This is a genomic window from Luxibacter massiliensis (assembly GCF_900604355.1).
GTDB classification, from domain to species: Bacteria; Bacillota; Clostridia; order Lachnospirales; family Lachnospiraceae; genus Luxibacter; species Luxibacter massiliensis.
In genome coordinates, this window is sequence record NZ_UWOE01000001.1 from 2,858,774 (window position 1) to 2,878,256 (window position 19,483).

At 43.7% G+C, this 19,483-nt stretch carries 16 protein-coding genes; 5 read left to right on the forward strand and 11 right to left on the reverse strand.

What is annotated here, in order from left to right; translation table 11 throughout:
- Window positions 1-52 precede the first annotated feature (52 nt).
- The 4 genes from EFA47_RS13155 to EFA47_RS13170 all read right to left on the reverse strand — a co-directional run bounded on the left by EFA47_RS13155 (window position 53) and on the right by EFA47_RS13170 (window position 3,154).
- Entirely contained in the window at window positions 53-748 is a 696-nt protein-coding gene (locus EFA47_RS13155) for an anaerobic ribonucleoside-triphosphate reductase activating protein (RefSeq protein WP_122643695.1), read from the reverse strand.
- A gap of 67 nt (window positions 749-815) precedes the next feature.
- Window positions 816-1,406: a TetR/AcrR family transcriptional regulator gene (locus tag EFA47_RS13160; protein WP_122643696.1), complete on the reverse strand. Its 591-nt coding sequence runs from the start codon at window positions 1,404-1,406 to the stop codon at window positions 816-818.
- 500 nt (window positions 1,407-1,906) lie between these two features.
- Window positions 1,907-2,701 carry a pyrroline-5-carboxylate reductase gene (proC, locus tag EFA47_RS13165; protein WP_122643697.1) on the reverse strand — a complete coding sequence of 265 codons (795 nt, stop codon included), beginning with the start codon at window positions 2,699-2,701 and terminating at the stop codon, window positions 1,907-1,909.
- 183 nt (window positions 2,702-2,884) lie between these two features.
- Window positions 2,885-3,154: an acylphosphatase gene (locus tag EFA47_RS13170; protein ID WP_122643698.1), complete on the reverse strand. Its 270-nt coding sequence runs from the start codon at window positions 3,152-3,154 to the stop codon at window positions 2,885-2,887.
- A 404-nt stretch (window positions 3,155-3,558) separates the two neighbouring features.
- Here EFA47_RS13170 and EFA47_RS13175 point away from each other — a divergent pair, with 404 nt between their 5' ends.
- On the forward strand, window positions 3,559-4,194 hold the full coding sequence (locus EFA47_RS13175; RefSeq protein ID WP_122643699.1) for a GntR family transcriptional regulator: 636 nt from the start codon (window positions 3,559-3,561) through the stop codon (window positions 4,192-4,194).
- Between the two features lie 25 nt (window positions 4,195-4,219).
- On the opposite strand, the gene EFA47_RS20075 is transcribed toward EFA47_RS13175, so the two are convergent.
- The 4 genes from EFA47_RS20075 to EFA47_RS13195 form a co-directional block, all read right to left on the reverse strand.
- Window positions 4,220-4,702 (reverse strand): ureidoglycolate lyase, encoded by a 483-nt coding sequence (locus EFA47_RS20075; protein WP_122643700.1) that lies wholly within the window; start codon window positions 4,700-4,702, stop codon window positions 4,220-4,222.
- Between the two features lie 286 nt (window positions 4,703-4,988).
- Window positions 4,989-6,290 (reverse strand): IS110 family RNA-guided transposase, encoded by a 1,302-nt coding sequence (locus tag EFA47_RS13185; protein ID WP_122642273.1) that lies wholly within the window; start codon window positions 6,288-6,290, stop codon window positions 4,989-4,991.
- A gap of 461 nt (window positions 6,291-6,751) precedes the next feature.
- The gene (gene hypD, locus EFA47_RS13190; RefSeq protein WP_122643701.1) at window positions 6,752-9,127 is read right to left on the reverse strand and encodes a trans-4-hydroxy-L-proline dehydratase; all 2,376 of its coding nucleotides are present in this window, start codon (window positions 9,125-9,127) and stop codon (window positions 6,752-6,754) included.
- A gap of 4 nt (window positions 9,128-9,131) precedes the next feature.
- Window positions 9,132-10,040, reverse strand: coding sequence for a trans-4-hydroxy-L-proline dehydratase activase (locus EFA47_RS13195; RefSeq protein WP_122643702.1), 909 nt, complete (start codon window positions 10,038-10,040; stop codon window positions 9,132-9,134).
- A 622-nt stretch (window positions 10,041-10,662) separates the two neighbouring features.
- Here EFA47_RS13195 and EFA47_RS13200 point away from each other — a divergent pair.
- From EFA47_RS13200 to hydF, 4 genes are all read left to right on the forward strand, one after another.
- The gene (locus tag EFA47_RS13200) at window positions 10,663-10,923 is read left to right on the forward strand and encodes a TM1266 family iron-only hydrogenase system putative regulator (RefSeq protein WP_122643703.1); all 261 of its coding nucleotides are present in this window, start codon (window positions 10,663-10,665) and stop codon (window positions 10,921-10,923) included.
- Between the two features lie 67 nt (window positions 10,924-10,990).
- Window positions 10,991-12,043, forward strand: a complete 1,053-nt coding sequence (gene hydE / locus EFA47_RS13205) for a [FeFe] hydrogenase H-cluster radical SAM maturase HydE (RefSeq protein WP_122643704.1) — start codon at window positions 10,991-10,993, stop codon at window positions 12,041-12,043.
- 162 nt (window positions 12,044-12,205) lie between these two features.
- Window positions 12,206-13,627, forward strand: a complete 1,422-nt coding sequence (gene hydG, locus EFA47_RS13210; RefSeq protein WP_122643705.1) for a [FeFe] hydrogenase H-cluster radical SAM maturase HydG — start codon at window positions 12,206-12,208, stop codon at window positions 13,625-13,627.
- 16 nt (window positions 13,628-13,643) lie between these two features.
- Window positions 13,644-14,885 carry a [FeFe] hydrogenase H-cluster maturation GTPase HydF gene (hydF, locus tag EFA47_RS13215; protein WP_122643706.1) on the forward strand — a complete coding sequence of 414 codons (1,242 nt, stop codon included), beginning with the start codon at window positions 13,644-13,646 and terminating at the stop codon, window positions 14,883-14,885.
- A 114-nt stretch (window positions 14,886-14,999) separates the two neighbouring features.
- On the opposite strand, the gene EFA47_RS13220 is transcribed toward hydF, so the two are convergent.
- From EFA47_RS13220 to EFA47_RS13230, 3 genes are all read right to left on the reverse strand, one after another.
- Window positions 15,000-15,932 carry a type II CAAX endopeptidase family protein gene (locus tag EFA47_RS13220; RefSeq protein WP_122643707.1) on the reverse strand — a complete coding sequence of 311 codons (933 nt, stop codon included), beginning with the start codon at window positions 15,930-15,932 and terminating at the stop codon, window positions 15,000-15,002.
- A 314-nt stretch (window positions 15,933-16,246) separates the two neighbouring features.
- Entirely contained in the window at window positions 16,247-18,754 is a 2,508-nt protein-coding gene (locus tag EFA47_RS13225) for a sensor histidine kinase (protein WP_122643708.1), read from the reverse strand.
- Complete coding sequence (locus EFA47_RS13230; RefSeq protein WP_122643709.1) at window positions 18,726-19,424, reverse strand: response regulator transcription factor; 699 nt, start codon at window positions 19,422-19,424, stop codon at window positions 18,726-18,728. The genes EFA47_RS13225 and EFA47_RS13230 overlap by 29 nt, the downstream gene beginning before the upstream one ends.
- Between the last annotated feature and the right edge of the window lie 59 nt (window positions 19,425-19,483).

Sequence of the window (19,483 nt, forward strand, 5' to 3'; positions counted from 1 at the left end):
GTATGGCGCTGACATGCAGAGGCACAGGATTTTTTCATATATCCTCTTAACACTATTCTACCCCCCTGAGCTCCGCATGCGGTACATTCCTCCGGACAATTTCCAGCGCCTGCTCCATAATCTCCCTTGTATAACCTCTAAGTCCCGGGACAATTAAGTCTCCCGAATCTTTAAACCCCTGCAGATAATACCGCCTGGCCCCACTGATCCAGCGCCCAATAGCGGCAAAGTCTTCTCTCTTATGTAATTCCCTAACCACAGTAGTACGAAATTCGTAGGATACCTTATCTGACAAGAGATAATCCGCAGTCCTTAAAATATTTTCTATATTATAATCCTCAATCCCTACCGTCTTCCCATATTTATCTGGTGCATTTTTAATATCCATGGCTATATAATCCAATAACCCCTGTTCTGTCATCTGCCTGAGTTTTTCAAAGCTGCTGCCGTTGGTATCCAGCTTAACTGCATACCCTATCTCTTTAACCTTTCTGACAAAATCTATAATATCCCGCTGAAGCAGAGGTTCGCCCCCTGTAATGCACACTCCGTCCAAAATCCCCTGTCTTTTTCTAAGAAACGCAAATATTTCTTCTTCAGGGATCTGATTCTCTTCATGAATATGTGTCACCAGGGATGCATTATGGCAGAATGGACAGCGGAAATTGCATCCGGCAGTAAATATAGTACAGGCTACTTTTTCCGGGTAATCTAAAAGAGTTAGTTTCTGCAGTCCCTGAATGTTCATATACCCCATTTCCTCCTATCAACACCAACTATACTGTCCATCCCTTTCCCCGGCATAAACTATGAGCTTAATAACCTTTAAAGTGCTCAATCATAACAGGCATATATTCTCTGCTGTACTCTCCCAGGGAATAATCACCCCTGCTTAGGCACCAGTCCGAAATTAACGCCCTTTCACAGAGTGAATAGTACTTGGTGATTTCACTAATAGATTTATCTGAACGGATCTGTCCCTTTTTCTGACCAGACTCCACTATCCCCGATATGAGGCGGTAGTATACCCTATTCTGATCTAAAAGATGCCTCTGCCCCTTTGATATCAATTGTGTAGAATATAAAGAAGCCAGCAAGTCAATGCTGATTTTCTCTTCAATCATAGAGTGAACCTTATAATTCAGATACAGAAGCTTATCATAATTATTCATCTCCTGATCCATCTCTGCATACAGCTCCTCATAATAATCGTCCAGAACCGTTGACAGCGTGCTGAGCAATTCATCCTTAGTATTAAAATAATAATAAAAAGAGCCTTTAGACGTACCTGATAATTCAATAATGTCATCTACTGTCGTATGGTCGTATCCCTTATCATGGAATAACTGCCAGGCCGCCGAGACAATCCTGGCCTTGACCCCCTTATTTTCTGTTAGTGCGTTCATATCTCCAGCCTTTCCTCCGATAAATTTATTTTATTTTAACATAAATTACTGGATATGCAAAGGGGACAGACCCTTTTGCAAAAGGGACAGACCCCTTCAGTATCATGCAATAGCCACTTTCTTGTTCTACCAGTATCATCAGTTTATCTTGGCTTGGGTTATCAAAGAGCTTTTTTATTTCTCGGCCGCCAGATATAGTTTGTTTTGAAGTTGCCGAACTTTTTCTTTGGAGTTATTAGTCTGCATGTTTGCCCGCACTCTTTATCTAAAGTTACTTTACCCATCCGCCTGGCACCCTGCATTACTGCAGCGCACCGGGTTTAGCTGCACACCCCACTGGCAGTTACTGTGACTGGACTCACAGCGGCAAGTATGGTTCGGCTTTGCTGGACACACTGTAATAAAAAAGGCGTCCTACAGATTCACATGAATCTGTTAGATGCCTCCTTTACTTTATAGATCTGCCAGAAATCGATTGTAAGCCTCTGTACCTGACAGCACTACATATTTTTAGAAATTTCTGTACATGCCTTCATTGCTTCAATCACTGCACTTCTAAGACCCTTTTCCTCGAGCACACGGACAGCCTCAATTGTGGTTCCTCCTGGGGAGCAGACCATATCTTTTAATTCTCCGGGGTGCCTGCCTGTCTCAAGAACCATCTTTGCACTTCCATATACTGCCTGGGCTGCAAATTTATATGCCTGGGCCCTGGGCATTCCATCTGCCACAGCAGCATCTGCCATTGCCTCAATAAACATAAAAACATATGCCGGGGAACTGCCGCTTGTGGAAACCACCACATCCATTAACCTCTCCGGAATTACTTCTACCTTGCCAAAAGCACTCAGTATGCCGACTGCATACTTTACCTCTTCCTCTGTGACATATTTATTGGGGCAGGCGGCTGTCATCCCCTCCCCTACCATGGCAGGAGTATTGGGCATAGTGCGTATAATTTTTACCGCTTTCCCAAACTGCTCTTCCAGCCATGCAAGTGTTTTGCCTGGAGCAATTGTAATAATAATCTGCCCCTTCCTGACAAAATCTTTAATCTCTGCAATCGTAGATGCATAAAACTGTGGTTTAACTGAAAGCACAACTATCTCCGCCTTCTCAACTACTTCTCTGTTATCTGCAGTGACATGGATACCATATGTTTCTTTCACCTTCTCTCTTCCGGGCTCAAAAATATCTGACCCAATAATTTCGTCTGCTTTAAAAATGCCTTCTTTAATAATTCCGCCCATAATAGCGCCAGCCATATTGCCTGTGCCAATAAAACCTAACTTCATAACACCTATCCTCCATTTGTGTAAATTTTTGGTTCAATTTCAAAGGGGTCTGTCCCTTTTGCAAAAGGGTCTGTCCCCTTTGCATTTCCAAGTATACACCCCTTATATTTGTATACAAATTAAATCTTTGAATACAATATAGCATTTCAATAATATCCTGTCAATCCTTACTTCAATACTTTTCTACTTTACTGAAAAGCTATGTTCGTTTTCAAGAGGAATCTCTTCTGTATCCATCCATTCTATGGATATAAAGTGTCCCTGATTTAGTCCTACAAGCAATTTTTGAATCAGTTTTTCTCTGCCCTGCACCTCCATGCTCACTGTACCATCCCACTCATTTTTTACCCAGCCGGTCAGATTCAGCGACTGTGCAAGATATTTAGCCGTATACCTGAAACCCACTCCCTGTACTCGGCCATGGAATATAATACGTTTCCTCACTTCAGCCATTTTCTTATTTACCTCCTTTTGATGTTCTTACCAAAAGTATCCTTTCATACCTTCAAAGGCAGACAGGCCTCCTCCAATAAGGTTTGCCTGGGGGCATTCCTTAATTTGCAGCAGCACTGTTATAGTTACCTCCCCTATTTATCTCAGCAATACCCAGTCTTATTTTCCAATCAAAGTTGCAAATCAATACCTTTTACCTTATAATCTGTATACAGAATCTAAATTTGTATACCCCAAGGGCGCCCCATAATACATGCCCTTCGGACAGACGGATTGGGTCCATTAAGACATCCTTTCATACAGTCAGTCAGATTTCGTACATCAAGATTTATCCAGGGGCACTCCCCTAAATTATACAACCACATTCAAACCTATTTAAAAATTACAACTTTGGAGGTATTGTCATGGCAGAAAGACATATTTCTCTGGCCGACCAGGCATATGAAACTATACGTACAAATATATTAAACCTCACATATCCGCCCGGAATGCAGCTAACAGAAAAACGCCTTTCCGAGGATCTGAATATGAGCAGGAACCCTGTGCGAACTGCAATTAAAATGCTGCAGGCTGAAGGCCTGATTATATCCGACTATTATAAATCAATGACAGTGAAAGAAATTACAGCAAAGGATATCCAGGAAATATATCAGCTCAGGGAACTGCTGGAAGGAGATGCATTCCGTCTCATCTTCACCACCGGACGTTGGGAGGAATACTCTTACAGGATTGAAGAAAAGGTTGTCCGCATGTGCGCTTCTGCCTCCGACATATTCCGCTGGGAGGTGGCCGATACCCATATGCATATGGAAATTATCAGTATTTATGACAATAGCCGTATTAACCGGATTTATGAAAATAATCTTTCAGAGTTAATCCGTATGGGACAACGTTCTGTCAAAAACGGCATGGATATCGCAAAGACAAACCTGAACCTGAAGAAGATGATCCAGTATATGCGTGTCAATGACTATGCAAATGCCTTTGAGATTCTTCGTCAAGATCATTTTACAATAGGAAAAGAGACTGCACTGGGATAGCCAGCCAGTCTCTTTTTATCTGCCCTTATAACACAATTTCCATCCAATCCTCTTCTGGATAATCTACTACATAGCAGTCATTGGCATAGACTCTCTCCGGCAGAACAATAAGCACATGTACCACATCCTCTTTAACAGGCATTGGAGCCAGATGCCATACTCCCGTATTAAGCTTCACTACAGTACCCTTGGGAACTATAAATGCCTCTGTCTTATCCGGAACAGGCTCTTTCGTGGCTGGGGCAACGTGAATTACCACATCCCCGTCAAGCGGCAGAATCCCCTCTCCTGTATAATTATGGTACTCTGCAGAATCCACAATCATCCTGTCTGCCTTTTCTGTCACAAGACTGGAAAAAGTAACAGGTACTTCTCCTGAAACAGGAAGCGCCACTTTATCATTATAAAATGCTCCAAGACAATTTCCTGTAGGTTCCGTCAGATTATAGAACATTCCGTACTGCGAGAATGCCTCTGCAGTCAGCATCTGTGCTTTAATTGTTCTCATAGAATTATCCTCCTACCTCAATATTTGAAATTTGTCAATATATCTCCCGATATATTTTAAAGTTTTATATCATCATCCATAAATGGATGGAATGACTGATGTTCTTTCTTCTGCCGATCTATATCCATACACTTACCCTACCAGTTCTCGCTGGGTCTTTGCCCTGACATTCCTTCCTTCTGCTTTATGGATAAAGGCACGGGGCAGACTTGTGCTATCATGCTGCCTCTTTGGGCTGATGGAGGATCCCTCCTTGTCCCCGTGCCATTACCGGCTCTCTTTCTTCTCAGGCAGCTGCTTTAAGCTGTTCCCTGCGGACATATCCGAATACTTTTTTCGGGTCGTAGTTTTCCTTTTTCTTGGCAAGCGTGTGGATCAGCGTCAGTATCTTTTTGCTGACTACGATCAATGCCTGCATCTTTTTCAGCGGATCTTTCTCCCTCGTTTTCAGGTAATGGTATAACTGTTTCATCTCATCATTTGCAGCAACCATTGTCAGTGCCATCTGATACAGCACACTCCGCAGGTTTTTCCTCCCTCGTTTGGATATCTTTGTCCCGCTCTTGTTCTTTCCTGAGCTGTCCTCCACAAGGTTATACCCTGCCATACGGCTCATCTGACGCGGGTTTTCAAAACGAGTCGGGTCGCCAAGCTCCCCAAGACACGCCGCCAGTGTTACCACGCCGATTCCCTTTATACTTAATAAGAATCCTGCATACTCGGTCTTCTCTAACATTTCTGCCATTTTTCCTTCCAGTTCTTCTGTCTGTTTCTCCAAAAGCCCCAGTTCTTCCAGCGTCAGGCTCAGTTTCAGCATGGCAGCTTCTTCCCCATAATCTACGCCGATGGAATCTTTTGCGGCTTCTACAAGCTGTTCTGCTTTCCTGCGTCCAACGGTTTTCTTTACCGCTTTCTTTATCTCTGCTGTAACCCCGTCTACACTTAGCTCAAGAATGAATTTAGGAAATGGGCATACCTTTAATATCTGCCTCGATGCTTTCCCCGTAAGCGGGCATTTGAACACTTCTGTATACTCCGGGAAAAACTCATCCAGTACCGCCGTAACTGTATTCTTCAATGCACTTTTACGCTTATTTAATCCGGTTCTGGTCGTGGACAGCACTCTCAGTTCGGCATAAATATCATGGGGCAGGTACAGTTCAAAATATCTCCCGTCCTTCACCAGCTTCCCAATCGTCAGCGCATCCTTCTTATCCGACTTTGTCTGGCTGTTATCATCAAGCTCCTTTGCCTGTTTTGTCGCATACGGATTGACGAGGACGACCCTGATCCCCTCCTGCTTATTAAGCCAGTTCGCGAATGCTTTCCAGTAATGTCCGGTGGGTTCCATTCCAACGACAGCCTCTGCAAAATTTTCCTCCTTGCATATCTGGCGGATCCTTGTTAATATAGTCTCAAAGCCGCTTTTACTGTTTTTGAATTTCAAGGCATGGCTATACTCAATGCCTCTGAAATCAACAAACCTTGCCCACTGATAGTTTTTGGCGATATCCACGCCAACTATAAGGGTATTTGTTTTGATTGCGAGTAGTTTCTGTTTCAGGCGGTCTTCATACTTTACTTTCATTGTTATAAAATCTCCTTTGTATTCTGATGTATTAAGTCGCTAAACTCATATACATCATACGGGGAGATTTTATTTTGTCAAAGTTCAAATTTCATTCTCTATAGGAATGCTGTAATAAATAGTTTTATTTTCTTTTATGGTACTGCATATTGCCCCTTTTTTCAACTATCTGTCACTTTATTTGGACTGCTTTGTATTAGTCAAATACCCCGATACAGGCATCGGGGTATTTGACCTTCGCAGCAGTCACCAAATGGACATATAAACATGCCCCCTTGGTTCGTTGCCTGCGGGAATAAAGGAGAGCGCCCGGCCAGATATCCCCATCCGCAAAACACAATGAGTCTCCAGACATGCCTGCCTTGGTTACTGCGTCTTACCCGAGAAATAAAATGACTCCGGGACACTCCCATATATACAACTGCTGCAAGAAAGTTCATTTATCAGCAGCCACTTATTATTTAGTTAAAATTCTGCTCTGTACGGTTGATAATCTCATCCTGCAAAGCTTTGCTTAAATTTCTGAAATGGTCACTGTAACCTGCCACACGCACGATCAGATCTTTGTAGTCATCTGGATTCTGCTGTGCTTTTATCAATGTCTCTCTGTCAATAACATTAAACTGGATATGGTGTCCATCCATATTAAAATACGTCCTCACCAAATTTGCCATATGGTCAAGGCCTTCCTCCCCTGCCACAACGTTTGGAGTGAACTTCTGATTCAGAAGTGTGCCGCCCGTCTGAAGGTGGTCCATTTTAGCGCAGGATTTAACAACCGCCGTGGGGCCGTTTACATCTGCCCCTTTCTCAGGAGAAATGCCTTCTGAAACAGGCTTATGTGCCAGACGGCCATTTGCACTTGCCATCATCACATCCCCAAAATATACATGGCACGTAGTTGGAAGCATGTTGATTCTGTATGTCCCCCCCACCATATTGGGCCGCCCTGTCACCTGGCTTCTGTAATATTCAAATACAGACTTCATGATATCATCAGCATAATCATCATCATTGCCATATTTAGGCGTCTTATTACGCACAAGGTTTAATATTCTGTCATGCCCCTCGAAATTATCATCCAGAGCCTGCATCAGCTCTTCCATTGTAAATGTTTTTTTATCATATACATTATATTTCACCGCAGAGAGACAGTCTGTAATGGTTCCAATACCTACCCCCTGGAGATATTTTGTATTATATCTGGCGCCGCCGCTGTTGTAGTCTTTTCCTTTAGAAATACAGTCGTTTGTAATCACAGAGAGGAATGGCACCGGCATGTATTCAGCATATATTTTCTCGATCACATTGCTTCCCTGGATTTTAATATCGATAAAATGTTTCATCTGCTTTTTAAATGCATCAAACAGTTCATCATAAGTCCCAAAATCAGCAGCATGCCCAAGCTTTAACCCAAGCTGCTTGCCAGTCATTTTATCAAACCCATTATTTAATGTCAGCTCAAACACCTTTGGAATATTAAAATAGCCAGTCAGTATATATGCCTCATTTCCAAACGCCCCAGTCTCAACACATCCGCTTGTTCCGCCGCGTCTGGCATCCTCTAATGATTTCCCTGCATTGAGGAGTTCCTGGATAACCGCCTCTGTATTATAAAATGCAGGCTGGCCCCATCCCTTCCTGGAAATCTCACAGGCACGCTTCAAAAACTTCTGAGGTGTCTTTCTGCTTATCTGTACATTAGAGCTTGGCTGAAGGAGCTTCATCTCATCCATGCAGTCCAGAATCAAATAGCTGACATTATTTACGCCGTTTTCCCCGGATGGAGTAATTCCCCCGGTGTTAAGATTTGCAAAGTCAGTATAGGTACTGCTTTCTTTCAGGGTAATACCTACTTTCGGAGGAGCAGGCTGATTATTAAATTTTACCCACAGACATTCCAGTAATTCCAGGGCCTTTTCATCGTCCAGTATCCCATCCTCCACGTCTTTTTCATAAAATGGGTTCAGATGCTGGTCAAAACGCCCCGGACTGTATGCGTCCCATGGATTCAGCTCACTGGTTACTCCAAGATGTACAAACCAATACATCTGAATCGCCTGCCAATAAGTCTCCGGCTTATGGGCCGGCACCACATCGCAATTAGCAGCGATCTGAAGCAGTTCCTCTTTTCTCTTCGGATCTGTCTCTCTCTCTGCCAACTCCCGAGCATACGCGGCATATCTTTCCCCAAGAACCATAATCGCATCACAGGCAAGCTTCATGCCTTCCAACTCATTTTTCTTATCCAGGGCCTCAGGGTCACTCATAAAATCAAGGCTATCAATGGATTTCTGGATATCCTCCTTATAATCTAAAAATCCTTTCTCATAAATCTTAACAGATCCTACCGTATGCCCCGGCCCTCTCTGCTCCATAAATTCCGTGAAAATCCCTGCCTCATATGCCTCTCTCCATTCTGCTGTCATCTGGCGCAGAATTTTGCTACGTATAGAACGCTTTTCCCAGTAAGGTATCATCACTTCTTCCTGAACTTTATAGTCCTCTTCTTTCACCTTGAAGCTGATAAGCTCCCTGTCATTCATGACATGCATATCCTCTACAGTATGGCAGCAAAGCTCTGGAAATGTAGGAGACGCCTGGGGGGAATCCCCTTTTTCTCCCACAATCAGCTCTCCTTCACCAATATACAAGGTTTTTGTAGAAAAATAATCTTTCAGTACCTGCCCTCTTAATTCGGGTATGGACAATTCTCCCTCGTATTTTTTGTACGTCTCAGTCTCGCTTACCGCACGCTCCAAATCAATATGGGCCGGAGTATCCAGACTTAATTTCCTCAGCTTCTTAACACGGGCATTCATTCCTCTTTCTTCCATTGTTTTAACCTCCTATTTTGACATTCTGGAATCCTGCTTTCTGGAAAAGCTCTACAAAGTGTTCCATTTCTTCTTTATCAGGTGCATGTAAATCAGCGCCCTCATAACATCTCCCAATTTTAGGGTATTTGCCTGAACCAGTATTATGATAAGGAAGCAGATTCACTCTTGCTGCACATATCTGCTTCTCCTGCAACCACTTTATAATCTCCTGCATAGCCCTCTGGCTTCCATTTACTTCCTTAACCACAGGAATACGGATGTATATATGGGCCCCTGCCCTGCTTAACTTCTCTAAATTCTCCAGGATCTGCCCGTTTCCTGCCCCCATATACTGCCTGTGGACTGCCTGGTCAATGGTCTTTATATCATACAGAAACGTCTCTATATATGGCAGAATCCGTTCATAGTTCTCATATGGAGCCTGCCCACACGTGTCAATTGTGACAGAAATACCCAGGCGGTGCAGTTTTTTGACCAGTGCTTCCACAAAGTCCATATCTGCAGTCATAACCTCTCCGCCTGACAGTGTCACGCCCCCGCCAGATTCCTCATAAAACATTTCGTCTTTCTTAAGTTCCTTTACAAGCTCATCAACAGAATATTCCCTGCCGGTGACCTCCCTCAGGTTTAGGTTACATGCATCTGTGCATTTTCCACATACCATACATTTATCCCTGTCTGTGAAAGCCTTGCCCGCCCTGATAGAAACAGCGCCCAGGGGACAGGCTCCCGCACAGTTCCCGCAGCCTGTACATTTCTCCTCATCACAGGACAATTCTTTTGTATAACTCTGAGTCTCTGGATTATGGCACCATGTACACCTTAAATGGCAGCCTTTGAAAAATACTGTTGTACGGATCCCATCCCCATCATGGATGGAATATTTCTGGATATCAGTTATCAGACTCATGACTCTATTCTCCGTTAAAATTTATAAAACATTTTGCCATTCTCTGCAAATTTTTCAGTTCTCTAATATAAGGATTCCTGCTTCTGCAAAAGATACAATCTTTTAGCCGGGTGCCCCTTTAGACCACCGTTTGTACTATAGTCTAATTTATCATATTCTCTTCTTACTGTCAAGAATTTATCAATATAATAGGCCTCTATTTCCACTCGAACTAACGGCTTTTTATTTTTGTTCTGTGGAAATATATTTGCAGGCCACTTTCTCTAAATATGAATACTTTATTTTTTTAGGGGCACATTTCCCAATAGAAGCTAAATAACCGGCTTTTACTGACTGTATCCGAAAGCATCAATGTTAAAATTAAAACATTTACTCCGGCTTATTGTTAAATTCACATTACTATGCTATGATATAAATCAGATTTGTTCTGATTACAAAGGGCCACACCTGAGTAAAAAGGCGCACAGATACGAAAAGCACTAATATTGGGAAGCATTTCCTTAAGCAAAAGGGGACATTATGCTTCTATATTTCAGCCTGCGCCCATCGGTGCAGGTTTTTTTGTGGGATATACCCACACCCAGTCCCCTGCCGTATTAAATCTATTCTAATAGGAGGTTTTATGAATACAGAAACCAACACACGAATCGCCCTCGTCGGCATAGTCCTGGATACGACAGAGTCCGTCGACGAACTTAACCATTTACTGAGCCAATATGGCCAATATATCGTAGGACGCATGGGTATACCCTACCGCAAAAAAAACATTTCTATCATCAGTATTGCACTAGATGCACCGAACGATATTATCAGCGCACTCTCCGGGAAGCTGGGTATGCTGCCCGGGGTAAACAGCAAAACAATTTATGCTAAGACAAAATAGGTACAGGTCTGATTTAAATTAGGGACGTAACCCTTTTGCATTTTGTTACGTCCTCAAGGGGTATTTTATGAAAAATATTATTGATAAACTGGAACAGGAACACACGCTTACTCAAAATGAGTGGACTGCTTTAATCGCGGGCCATTCCCTGGGAGATGCGGAATATTTATTTGAACGGGCACGGGAAATCCGGCACAGGCATTATCATCATGATGTTTATACCCGTGGATTGATTGAATTTACAAATTATTGTAAAAATGACTGTTTTTATTGTGGTATACGCAGGAGTAACCGTATAGTGCAGCGGTACAGGCTAACAAAGGAGCAAATTTTGGATTGCTGCAGCCAGGGGTATTCCCTGGGATTTCGTACATTTGTCCTCCAAGGAGGAGAGGATGGATATTTCACGGATGAGATTATGGCGGATATTGTAAGTACCATACATAGCCTGTATCCCGATTGTGCCATCACCTTATCTTTAGGCGAGCGTTCTTTTGAGAGTTATCTGCTTTTATTTGAAGCTGGCGCCGACAGATATCTGCTCAGGCATGAAACTTTTGACTCCGGCCACTATGCCGCCCTGCATCCCAAACCCTTGTCCGCCCTGAACCGACAGCAATGTCTCTGGGATCTGAAAAAGATTGGATATCAGGTGGGCACAGGCTTTATGGTTGGCTCGCCCTGGCAGACAGCAGAGAATCTGGCAGATGATATGTTATTTTTGGGAGAGCTTAATCCACAGATGGTAGGAATCGGCCCCTTTATTCCCCATCATGATACTCCTTTTGCCGAATATCCGGCAGGAACACTGGAGCTTACACTGTTCATGCTGGGATTAATCCGCCTTATGCTCCCTAAGGTTTTACTTCCTGCCACAACAGCACTGGGTACTATAGCGCCTGACGGCAGAGAGCAGGGGATTCTGGCAGGGGCAAATGTAGTCATGCCGAATCTTTCCCCCACAGATGTAAGAAAAAATTATCTTCTTTATGACAACAAAATCTGTACCGGAGATGAGGCCGCCGAATGCAGAGGCTGCCTGGAGCGCCGCATGGATTCTATTGGTTACCATCTTGTATCTTTACGGGGAGACTCCCTGAATATAGATCCGCCACTCTAACTGCAAGGCCTTGCAGAATGCAAATTAGAAGAGGCTCTTGTTGTATTTTACTCAAACAGGCCACTGTCCGCTCATGGGATATATATTTTAAGTAGTCCTGGGACATGAAACTATATTGCAATTTGTTTATCAAATTCTACAAATGAAATGGAGGAAAAGAAAATGTATGATGTAAATTCAAAATGCGCTGATGAATTTATCAGCCACGAGGAGATTCTAGAGACCCTCTCCTATGCAGATGAGAACAAGGACAATGTTGCCCTCATTGATTCCCTGATTGAAAAGGCTAAAAAAAGAAAGGGCCTTTCACACCGGGAGGCCTCAGTTTTGCTCGCCTGTTCTATTGAAGAAAAAAATCAGGAAATCTACAAACTTGCAGAACAGATAAAAAAGGACTTTTACGGCAACCGTATTGTTATGTTCGCCCCTCTTTATCTGTCCAATTATTGTATTAATGGATGTACTTACTGTCCATACCACAGTAAAAACAAACACATTGCCAGAAAACAACTTTCCCAGGAGGAAATCCGCCGGGAGGTTATTGCCCTCCAGGATATGGGGCATAAACGTCTCGCTCTGGAAGCTGGGGAAGATCCGATCCGTAATACCATGGAATACTATCTGGAATCCATCAAAACAATTTACAGCATTAAACACAAAAACGGAGCTATCCGCCGGGTAAATATTAATATAGCAGCTACAACTGTAGATAATTACCGCCTTCTCAAAGAAGCTGGCATAGGCACATATATTTTATTCCAAGAAACTTACCATAAGGAAAGCTACCTCACCCTTCATCCCACCGGGCCAAAGCACGACTACAATTACCATACTGAGGCTATGGACCGTGCCATGGAAGGGGGCATTGACGATGTGGGAGTAGGCGTTCTGTTTGGCTTGGACAAATACCGTTATGAATTTGCAGGACTTCTCATGCATGCAGAACACTTGGAGGCAGCCTTCGGGGTAGGCCCGCATACAATCAGCGTTCCACGCCTTCGCCACGCAGACGATATCAACGCCGACGCCTTTGATAATGGTATTGATGATGATACTTTTGCAAAAATTGTTGCCTGTATACGGATTGCCGTGCCGTACACTGGTATGATTATCTCCACTCGGGAAAGCCAAAAATGCCGTGAGAGAGTCCTGCACCTGGGAATATCCCAAATCAGCGGCGGATCCCGCACGAGTGTGGGCGGCTACTGTGAACCTGAACCAGATGACGCCAAATCCGAGCAATTTGATGTCAGTGATACTAGAACTCTTGACGAGGTTGTGCGGTGGCTGATGGAAATGGAGTACATACCCAGCTTCTGCACAGCCTGTTATCGTGAAGGCCGCACGGGAGACCGTTTCATGTCTTTATGTAAAAGCGGCCAAATCCAAAACTGCTGCCATCCTAATGCTCTGATGACCTTAAAAGAATATCTTATGGATTACGCTTCCCCAGAAACAAAAACCCTGGGGGACCAATTGATTGAAAAAGAAGTATTAAATGTGCCAAATGAAAAGGCCCGTGCAGTCGTAATAGAAAATCTCCGCCTGATAGAACAAAATAACCGCAGAGATTTTCGTTTCTAAAACTAGGAGGAATGAAATGAGTCTAAACGCCGTACCATCTGCAGACAGGATACACATCGGTATTTTTGGGAAACGCAATGCAGGAAAATCCAGCATCATTAATGCTATGACCGGGCAGAGCCTGGCTATTGTCTCTGATATAAAAGGCACTACCACTGATCCCGTCCTAAAAGCCATGGAACTCCTCCCCTTGGGCCCGGTTGTCCTCATTGACACCCCTGGCCTGGATGACGAAGGGCCTCTGGGTGACCTCCGTGTTAAAAAGGCTTATCAAACCCTAAATAAAACCGACATTGCCGTCCTTGTGGTGGATGGCTCTGCCGGAGTGACACAGGAAGATATAACCATATTAGGCCAAATCCAAAAAAAACAAATCCCATATGTAATTGTATGGAATAAATCAGACCTGTCTGCTATTTCTGGGGAGGCGGAAATACCACCGGAAGTTTCCAGTATATTCCCACAGGTTCCGCCAAGCCAGATGATCGCAGTAAGTACCAAAACCGGAAAAAATATCCGCCAATTAAAAGAGCTGATTACCCGGCAGCTTCCATCCAGAGACAATAACAAAAAAATTGTCGGTGACCTTATCCAGCCATCCGACTTTATTGTTCTCGTAGTGCCTATCGACAAAGCTGCCCCAAAAGGCAGGCTTATCCTCCCTCAGCAGCAGACTATCAGGGATATTTTAGATACTGGCGCAGTTTCAATCGTCACAAAAGAAACTGAATTAAAGGCCACCTTGCAGAACCTAGGTAAAAAACCGGCTCTTGTAATTACTGACAGCCAGGTATTTGATAAAGCAGACAAAGAAGTGCCCCATGAAATTCCCTTGACTTCCTTTTCCATACTATTTGCCAGATATAAAGGGAGCCTGGAAACAGTAGTTCATGGCGCAGCCGCCCTGGATCTGCTGGAATCCGGGGATAAGCTCCTTATTTCCGAAGGTTGTACACACCATCGGCAATGCGGAGATATAGGCACCGTAAAGCTTCCCCAATTGATAAACAGGCACACCGGCAAAGAACTGGACTTCGAATTTACCAGCGGGACTGAATTCCCCCTGGATCTGTCCCAGTACAGACTTATCATACACTGCGGCGGTTGTATGCTCAATGACAGAGAAATGAAATACCGTATAAAATGTGCACAGGATCAGAATGTCCCTATCACAAATTATGGAACCGCAATCGCCTATATGCAGGGAATCCTGAAAAGAAGCATCCAGATATTTCCTGAATTAACCAGTTATTGCTAAGCTTGGGCGGCCATTGACCTGCCCAGACAGCCGCCCTTTACTGATGCCGTTTTTCAGCAGAAGTTATGAAATATAAGGGTCCACAAGGAAGTACCGCTGCTTATCCTATGTGCCTTAACCTTGGATCGTACCAACCAGGCCCACGGCTGCTAACACGATCCCGGCAATGAATAAGAATGCGGATACAGTAATCAATGCAATCACTGTCCCCGGCCTGCCGCTGGGGAACAACGTATCTCTATAGCCAGGAATATTGCTATGCAGCAAATAATTCCCTATATACAGGCAGGCCGGAGCAATGGCGCACATGGCCATATAAATTCCTGCACTGGCGACAGACATGGAACCCATCTGGACCGATCCTACATCATACCCTCCCATCTGGGTATACATATCCTTCATGCCAAAAAGCAGCACAAGAGGTAAAAGGTTATTAATAAAATGAAAGAGACAGTTATAGAACATACTGCCGGTCTCAAGCATAATATACGCCATAACCACGCCTCCTATAGCTGTAGGCACAAACCGGACCGCATCTCCATGGAATGCCCCAAATATGGCCCCGGAGATCAGAATCGCGGCCCATTTATTTTTCTTTGGGTTCAGACTTTGGAAAAATACTCCCCTAAACACAGCCTCCTCGCAAACAGCTGGTGTTACTGCAATAATCAGGACTGCTGCCCAAAAGGGCACGCTTAGCATAACAAAGCTCAGTCCCGCATTTCCACCTATCACTTTTTCTGGAAAAAAGATACTGATACACAGAACCAGCGTCATCTCAACGAGAAAGGATCCTACCCACATTAAAACTGTTCCGAAAATCCCTGCTCCTGTAGGCTTTCTAAAGGGAAATATAATTTGGGGGTTTCTCTTTGAAAATACGGCCAGCAGTACCACCGCAGCCAGCATCAGCCACTCCCCAATCAAAGTACCGTACAACCCAATCCTCCCCGCAAGTATTGGTGAAACCACAAAAATTACAGCTGCAGCCAATATAAGTGCCGCTATCCCATGCCATACTCTAAATTGCTTATCATTCTCACCCATAACATTCTCCTGCTATTTTCATTTTTTGCCCGCCAACCGCCTGTTTTTCACTGAGGCTTCCAGCTATCGGGTAGACATATCTAATTATAATTCCCTGCTATCCCTAACACATACCTTTCCCTGCAAATCCGCTGCTAACGCCTTGAATTAAGGTTCTATTTATTCTATCATTTATAGGGGGAAAACTCTACACTAAATTTATTGAAATGGCATATCACTATCATTTAAAGTGGCAGGTGCAAAAAAGGGAAGCATATCCTTTTAAAGGATACCCTCCCCTTATGCCCCTGCCTGCACAGTAAAGGCTGATATTTTTACTTATCTTCTTGTTTCACAAGATGATACCCCCATTTTCCTGAGATATCCTCCCCCGTTTCTGGCCCTGAGGAATGGGAACCTCCTTTAAGGGGACTGTCACGATTTAGCATGGAGTCCATTCCCCCGCTCCCATCCCCCGAAGGGACGGGTTCCTCTAAAGCAGCCGGATACGGCATCTGTGAAGAATGGTTTTCCACAACATATTTATCTATGCCTGACGATTTTCGATTTTCCATATCCCAGGCGTCTGTTATCCCCTTGTCTGGCACAGTAACATTTTCCTTTCCAGGCTGGCCATCCCATAAATCATCCTGTGTCTGGCCAGACTTTGGCATCTTCTCTTCTTGTACAGCCATATCTGGTGTATCCCCGCCCGCCGCATATTCTCCCCGTTTTCGGAAAGTAATTTCTGCTTTAAACAAATCTGCCTCCGTAGATATTTTCAGTTCCCCATGCTGAAGCTCTGTAAAACTCTTAGCTATCGCAAGTCCCAATCCAGAACCCTCCGTATTCCTGGCAGAATCTCCTCTGACAAACCGGTCCGTGATCTCATCTGTATTAAAGTTTAGTTCTGAAGCTGATATATTTTTCATTGTAATAGTTACCTGCTGCCCGCTGTCATACACCTCAATATATACTCTTGTATGGGGCATTGCGTATTTAGTAATGTTGACAATCAGATTCTCAAAAATACGGTATGTTTTCTGGCTGTCAAGCCAAAGTACTACTTTTTGTTCCGGGAGTTTCCACCGAAAATCAAGATCTGTCTCCTTTATTTTACTGTCACACTCTAACTCCACCTGCTTCAACAGGCCGGAAATATCCACCTGCATAAAATCTAATGTCACTGTTTTGCTTGCCGCCTTACTAATTTCAAACAAATCTTCTATTAGTACCTTCAGCCGCAGTGATTTACGCTCCAGAATCTCTGTGTATTCCTTCCTTTTGTTTTCGTCCCTCTCATTCTTCAGCAAATCAATGTATGTTATAATTGCGGTAAGTGGAGTTTTTAAATCGTGTGAGACATTCGTGACCAACTCTGTCTTCATTCTTTCACTTTTGACCTCCTCCTCCACAGCTCTCTTAAATCCGCTCTGTATTTTTTTTAATTCTTCCTGGACTGGGTTAAAAATACCCATGTCATAAGTTAGCGGTGTGTCCAGATCGCCCTTAGCAAGCTGGTTCGCCTCATGGATGAGAAGTTTATATTTACCCCTGATATCGTCTGCAAGTTTTTTCATAAATACGAACAGTATAATTGAATAGATAATAAGTCCCAGAATACCATAGAACCAGAGAGTGCACAGGCCCACCAGGATTACAAAATTCGCCGCTGTTATTTTTATGAGCATTTTGTTTGTCTTATCTGTAAAATCCATATGGGTTAGTCCATTATACTGCTTTTTGCAAAAACCCTTCAGCTTACTCCAAATTCCACCGGCTCCTCTTTTTACTTTTTCTCCATATTCATTCCCCCCACTTTTGAACCACCGAATCCCCCTTGCACAGAGAGTACGCTGCTTCCAATATTCCTTTTTCATTTTAAATATGGCAGTGAGGCAGACAACTCCCCAGAAAACAACGGCAAATATGATAAACCACATGAGGATATTTACTGCTCCAGAAATGATATTATTATAAAGACTGCTATCTGGGATGAGTCCCTGGCCAATGGTCAGCCACACAATCTTTGCAGGATAATATGCAAGGCTCAGCAACAGTAAAAATACACAGAGCACTCCCTCAAAGGGGACTTTAAACAGCCGATATTCTCCAATACTATAATCTAAACGCATAGATATAAAGATTGCCGCCAGCGCAGTAATTGCAGTGAAAGCTGCCACAATTCCACAGAACGCAGAGTTCTCCATCAGCTCATGTACGGAAAGATAATTTGTAGATCCATCTCCTCCAATATACTCATCCAGGCTCTCCTCTGTCATCCCGTATACAACCTGCACCTCCTTTGGGGAGGAAATAGACCTCCACTGCGTATCAGACAATTGAATCTGCAGCAAATCCTGTTCCAGCCTGTACTGCGTCCTCTCGTCCAGTTTCATACCGCTTACTTGGATATCTGAAAGCTCTCCATCTTCCTGAAAAGTAAATGATGCCCTAAATACATAAGGAGTATCCTCCTGCCTGTTCAATTTAGTAATAGTAGACCTTTCATTTCTTCCAAGCAGAGGATTCCCCTCCCAGTCAAAGACCTCATAGTCCATATATTTCCTAAGCAGGTCAAACTGGTCTCCACTGTACTCCTGCAGGACATAAGCCCGGTCGGTCTCTTCAAACACTTCATTGTTCAGTATATAATTCCCTTCCACAAGTGCACTGGATATCCCATAAAACACATCTTCACTGATGCTTTTCCCCTCCAACTGCTCCTTCATGTCATGGTAATATATGGAATACGACAGTACCATGCCTACGGAACAGAGCAGAAGGACCAATAGCACAAATATAACCGCTTTCTTATGACTGTTTTTCAATTTTATACCCAACACCCCACACCACCTTTAAATATTTTGGATTTTTAGAATCCACCTCTATTTTTTCACGAATGTTCCGCACATGAACCATAATTGTATCTGTGCTAATTGCCTTCTCCTGCCAGACCCTCTCATAGATCTCCTCCGCGGAAAATACGCGGCCCGGGTTTTTGGCAAGAAGCAGTAAGATTTTATATTCAATAGGTGTCATTTTTACCGGATTTCCATCTACGGAAACCTCTACTGTATCCTCATTGATCTCAAGGCCTCCAATCACGTGCACATTCTCCCTGGGTTCCAGTTTCTCCAGAAACCTCCGGTAACGCCTGAGTTGTGAATTTACCCTGGCCATCAGCTCCATAGGTGTAAAAGGTTTCGTCACATAATCATCGGCCCCAATATTCAGTCCCATAATCTTATCTACTTCCTCAGATTTGGCGGAGAGCATAATAACAGGAAACTCGTACTTTTCCCTCAGCTTCATTGTCATACGGATCCCATCCATCCGCGGCATCATCACATCTACAATGGCCAGATGGATTTCTACCTTCTCCATGACCTCTAGTCCTTCCACCCCGTCAGAAGCCTGATACACTTCATATCCCTGGCTCTGAAGATATATCTGCACCCCCTCCCTGATCTCCTTGTCATCCTCCACAATTAATATATGATTCGTATCCATAGTTTCCTCCTGATTTGTTGATAGGGGTCTGTCCCCTTTGCAAACTGCTCTGTCCCTTT

What these genes read in the sequence shown, in the direction of transcription:
- EFA47_RS20075 (WP_122643700.1), bottom strand. Translation starts at nt 4,702, where the DNA reads ATGAGAACAATTAAAGCACAGATGCTGACTGCAGAGGCATTCTCGCAG.
- EFA47_RS13230 (WP_122643709.1), bottom strand. Translation starts at nt 19,424, where the DNA reads ATGGATACGAATCATATATTAATTGTGGAGGATGACAAGGAGATCAGG.
- proC (WP_122643697.1), bottom strand. Translation starts at nt 2,701, where the DNA reads ATGAAGTTAGGTTTTATTGGCACAGGCAATATGGCTGGCGCTATTATG.
- EFA47_RS13200 (WP_122643703.1), top strand. Translation starts at nt 10,663, where the DNA reads ATGAATACAGAAACCAACACACGAATCGCCCTCGTCGGCATAGTCCTG.
- hypD (WP_122643701.1), bottom strand. Translation starts at nt 9,127, where the DNA reads ATGGAAGAAAGAGGAATGAATGCCCGTGTTAAGAAGCTGAGGAAATTA.
- hydF (WP_122643706.1), top strand. Translation starts at nt 13,644, where the DNA reads ATGAGTCTAAACGCCGTACCATCTGCAGACAGGATACACATCGGTATT.
- EFA47_RS13160 (WP_122643696.1), bottom strand. Translation starts at nt 1,406, where the DNA reads ATGAACGCACTAACAGAAAATAAGGGGGTCAAGGCCAGGATTGTCTCG.
- EFA47_RS13195 (WP_122643702.1), bottom strand. Translation starts at nt 10,040, where the DNA reads ATGAGTCTGATAACTGATATCCAGAAATATTCCATCCATGATGGGGAT.
- hydG (WP_122643705.1), top strand. Translation starts at nt 12,206, where the DNA reads ATGTATGATGTAAATTCAAAATGCGCTGATGAATTTATCAGCCACGAG.
- EFA47_RS13175 (WP_122643699.1), top strand. Translation starts at nt 3,559, where the DNA reads ATGGCAGAAAGACATATTTCTCTGGCCGACCAGGCATATGAAACTATA.
- hydE (WP_122643704.1), top strand. Translation starts at nt 10,991, where the DNA reads ATGAAAAATATTATTGATAAACTGGAACAGGAACACACGCTTACTCAA.
- EFA47_RS13155 (WP_122643695.1), bottom strand. Translation starts at nt 748, where the DNA reads ATGAACATTCAGGGACTGCAGAAACTAACTCTTTTAGATTACCCGGAA.
- EFA47_RS13185 (WP_122642273.1), bottom strand. Translation starts at nt 6,290, where the DNA reads ATGAAAGTAAAGTATGAAGACCGCCTGAAACAGAAACTACTCGCAATC.
- EFA47_RS13220 (WP_122643707.1), bottom strand. Translation starts at nt 15,932, where the DNA reads ATGGGTGAGAATGATAAGCAATTTAGAGTATGGCATGGGATAGCGGCA.
- EFA47_RS13170 (WP_122643698.1), bottom strand. Translation starts at nt 3,154, where the DNA reads ATGGCTGAAGTGAGGAAACGTATTATATTCCATGGCCGAGTACAGGGA.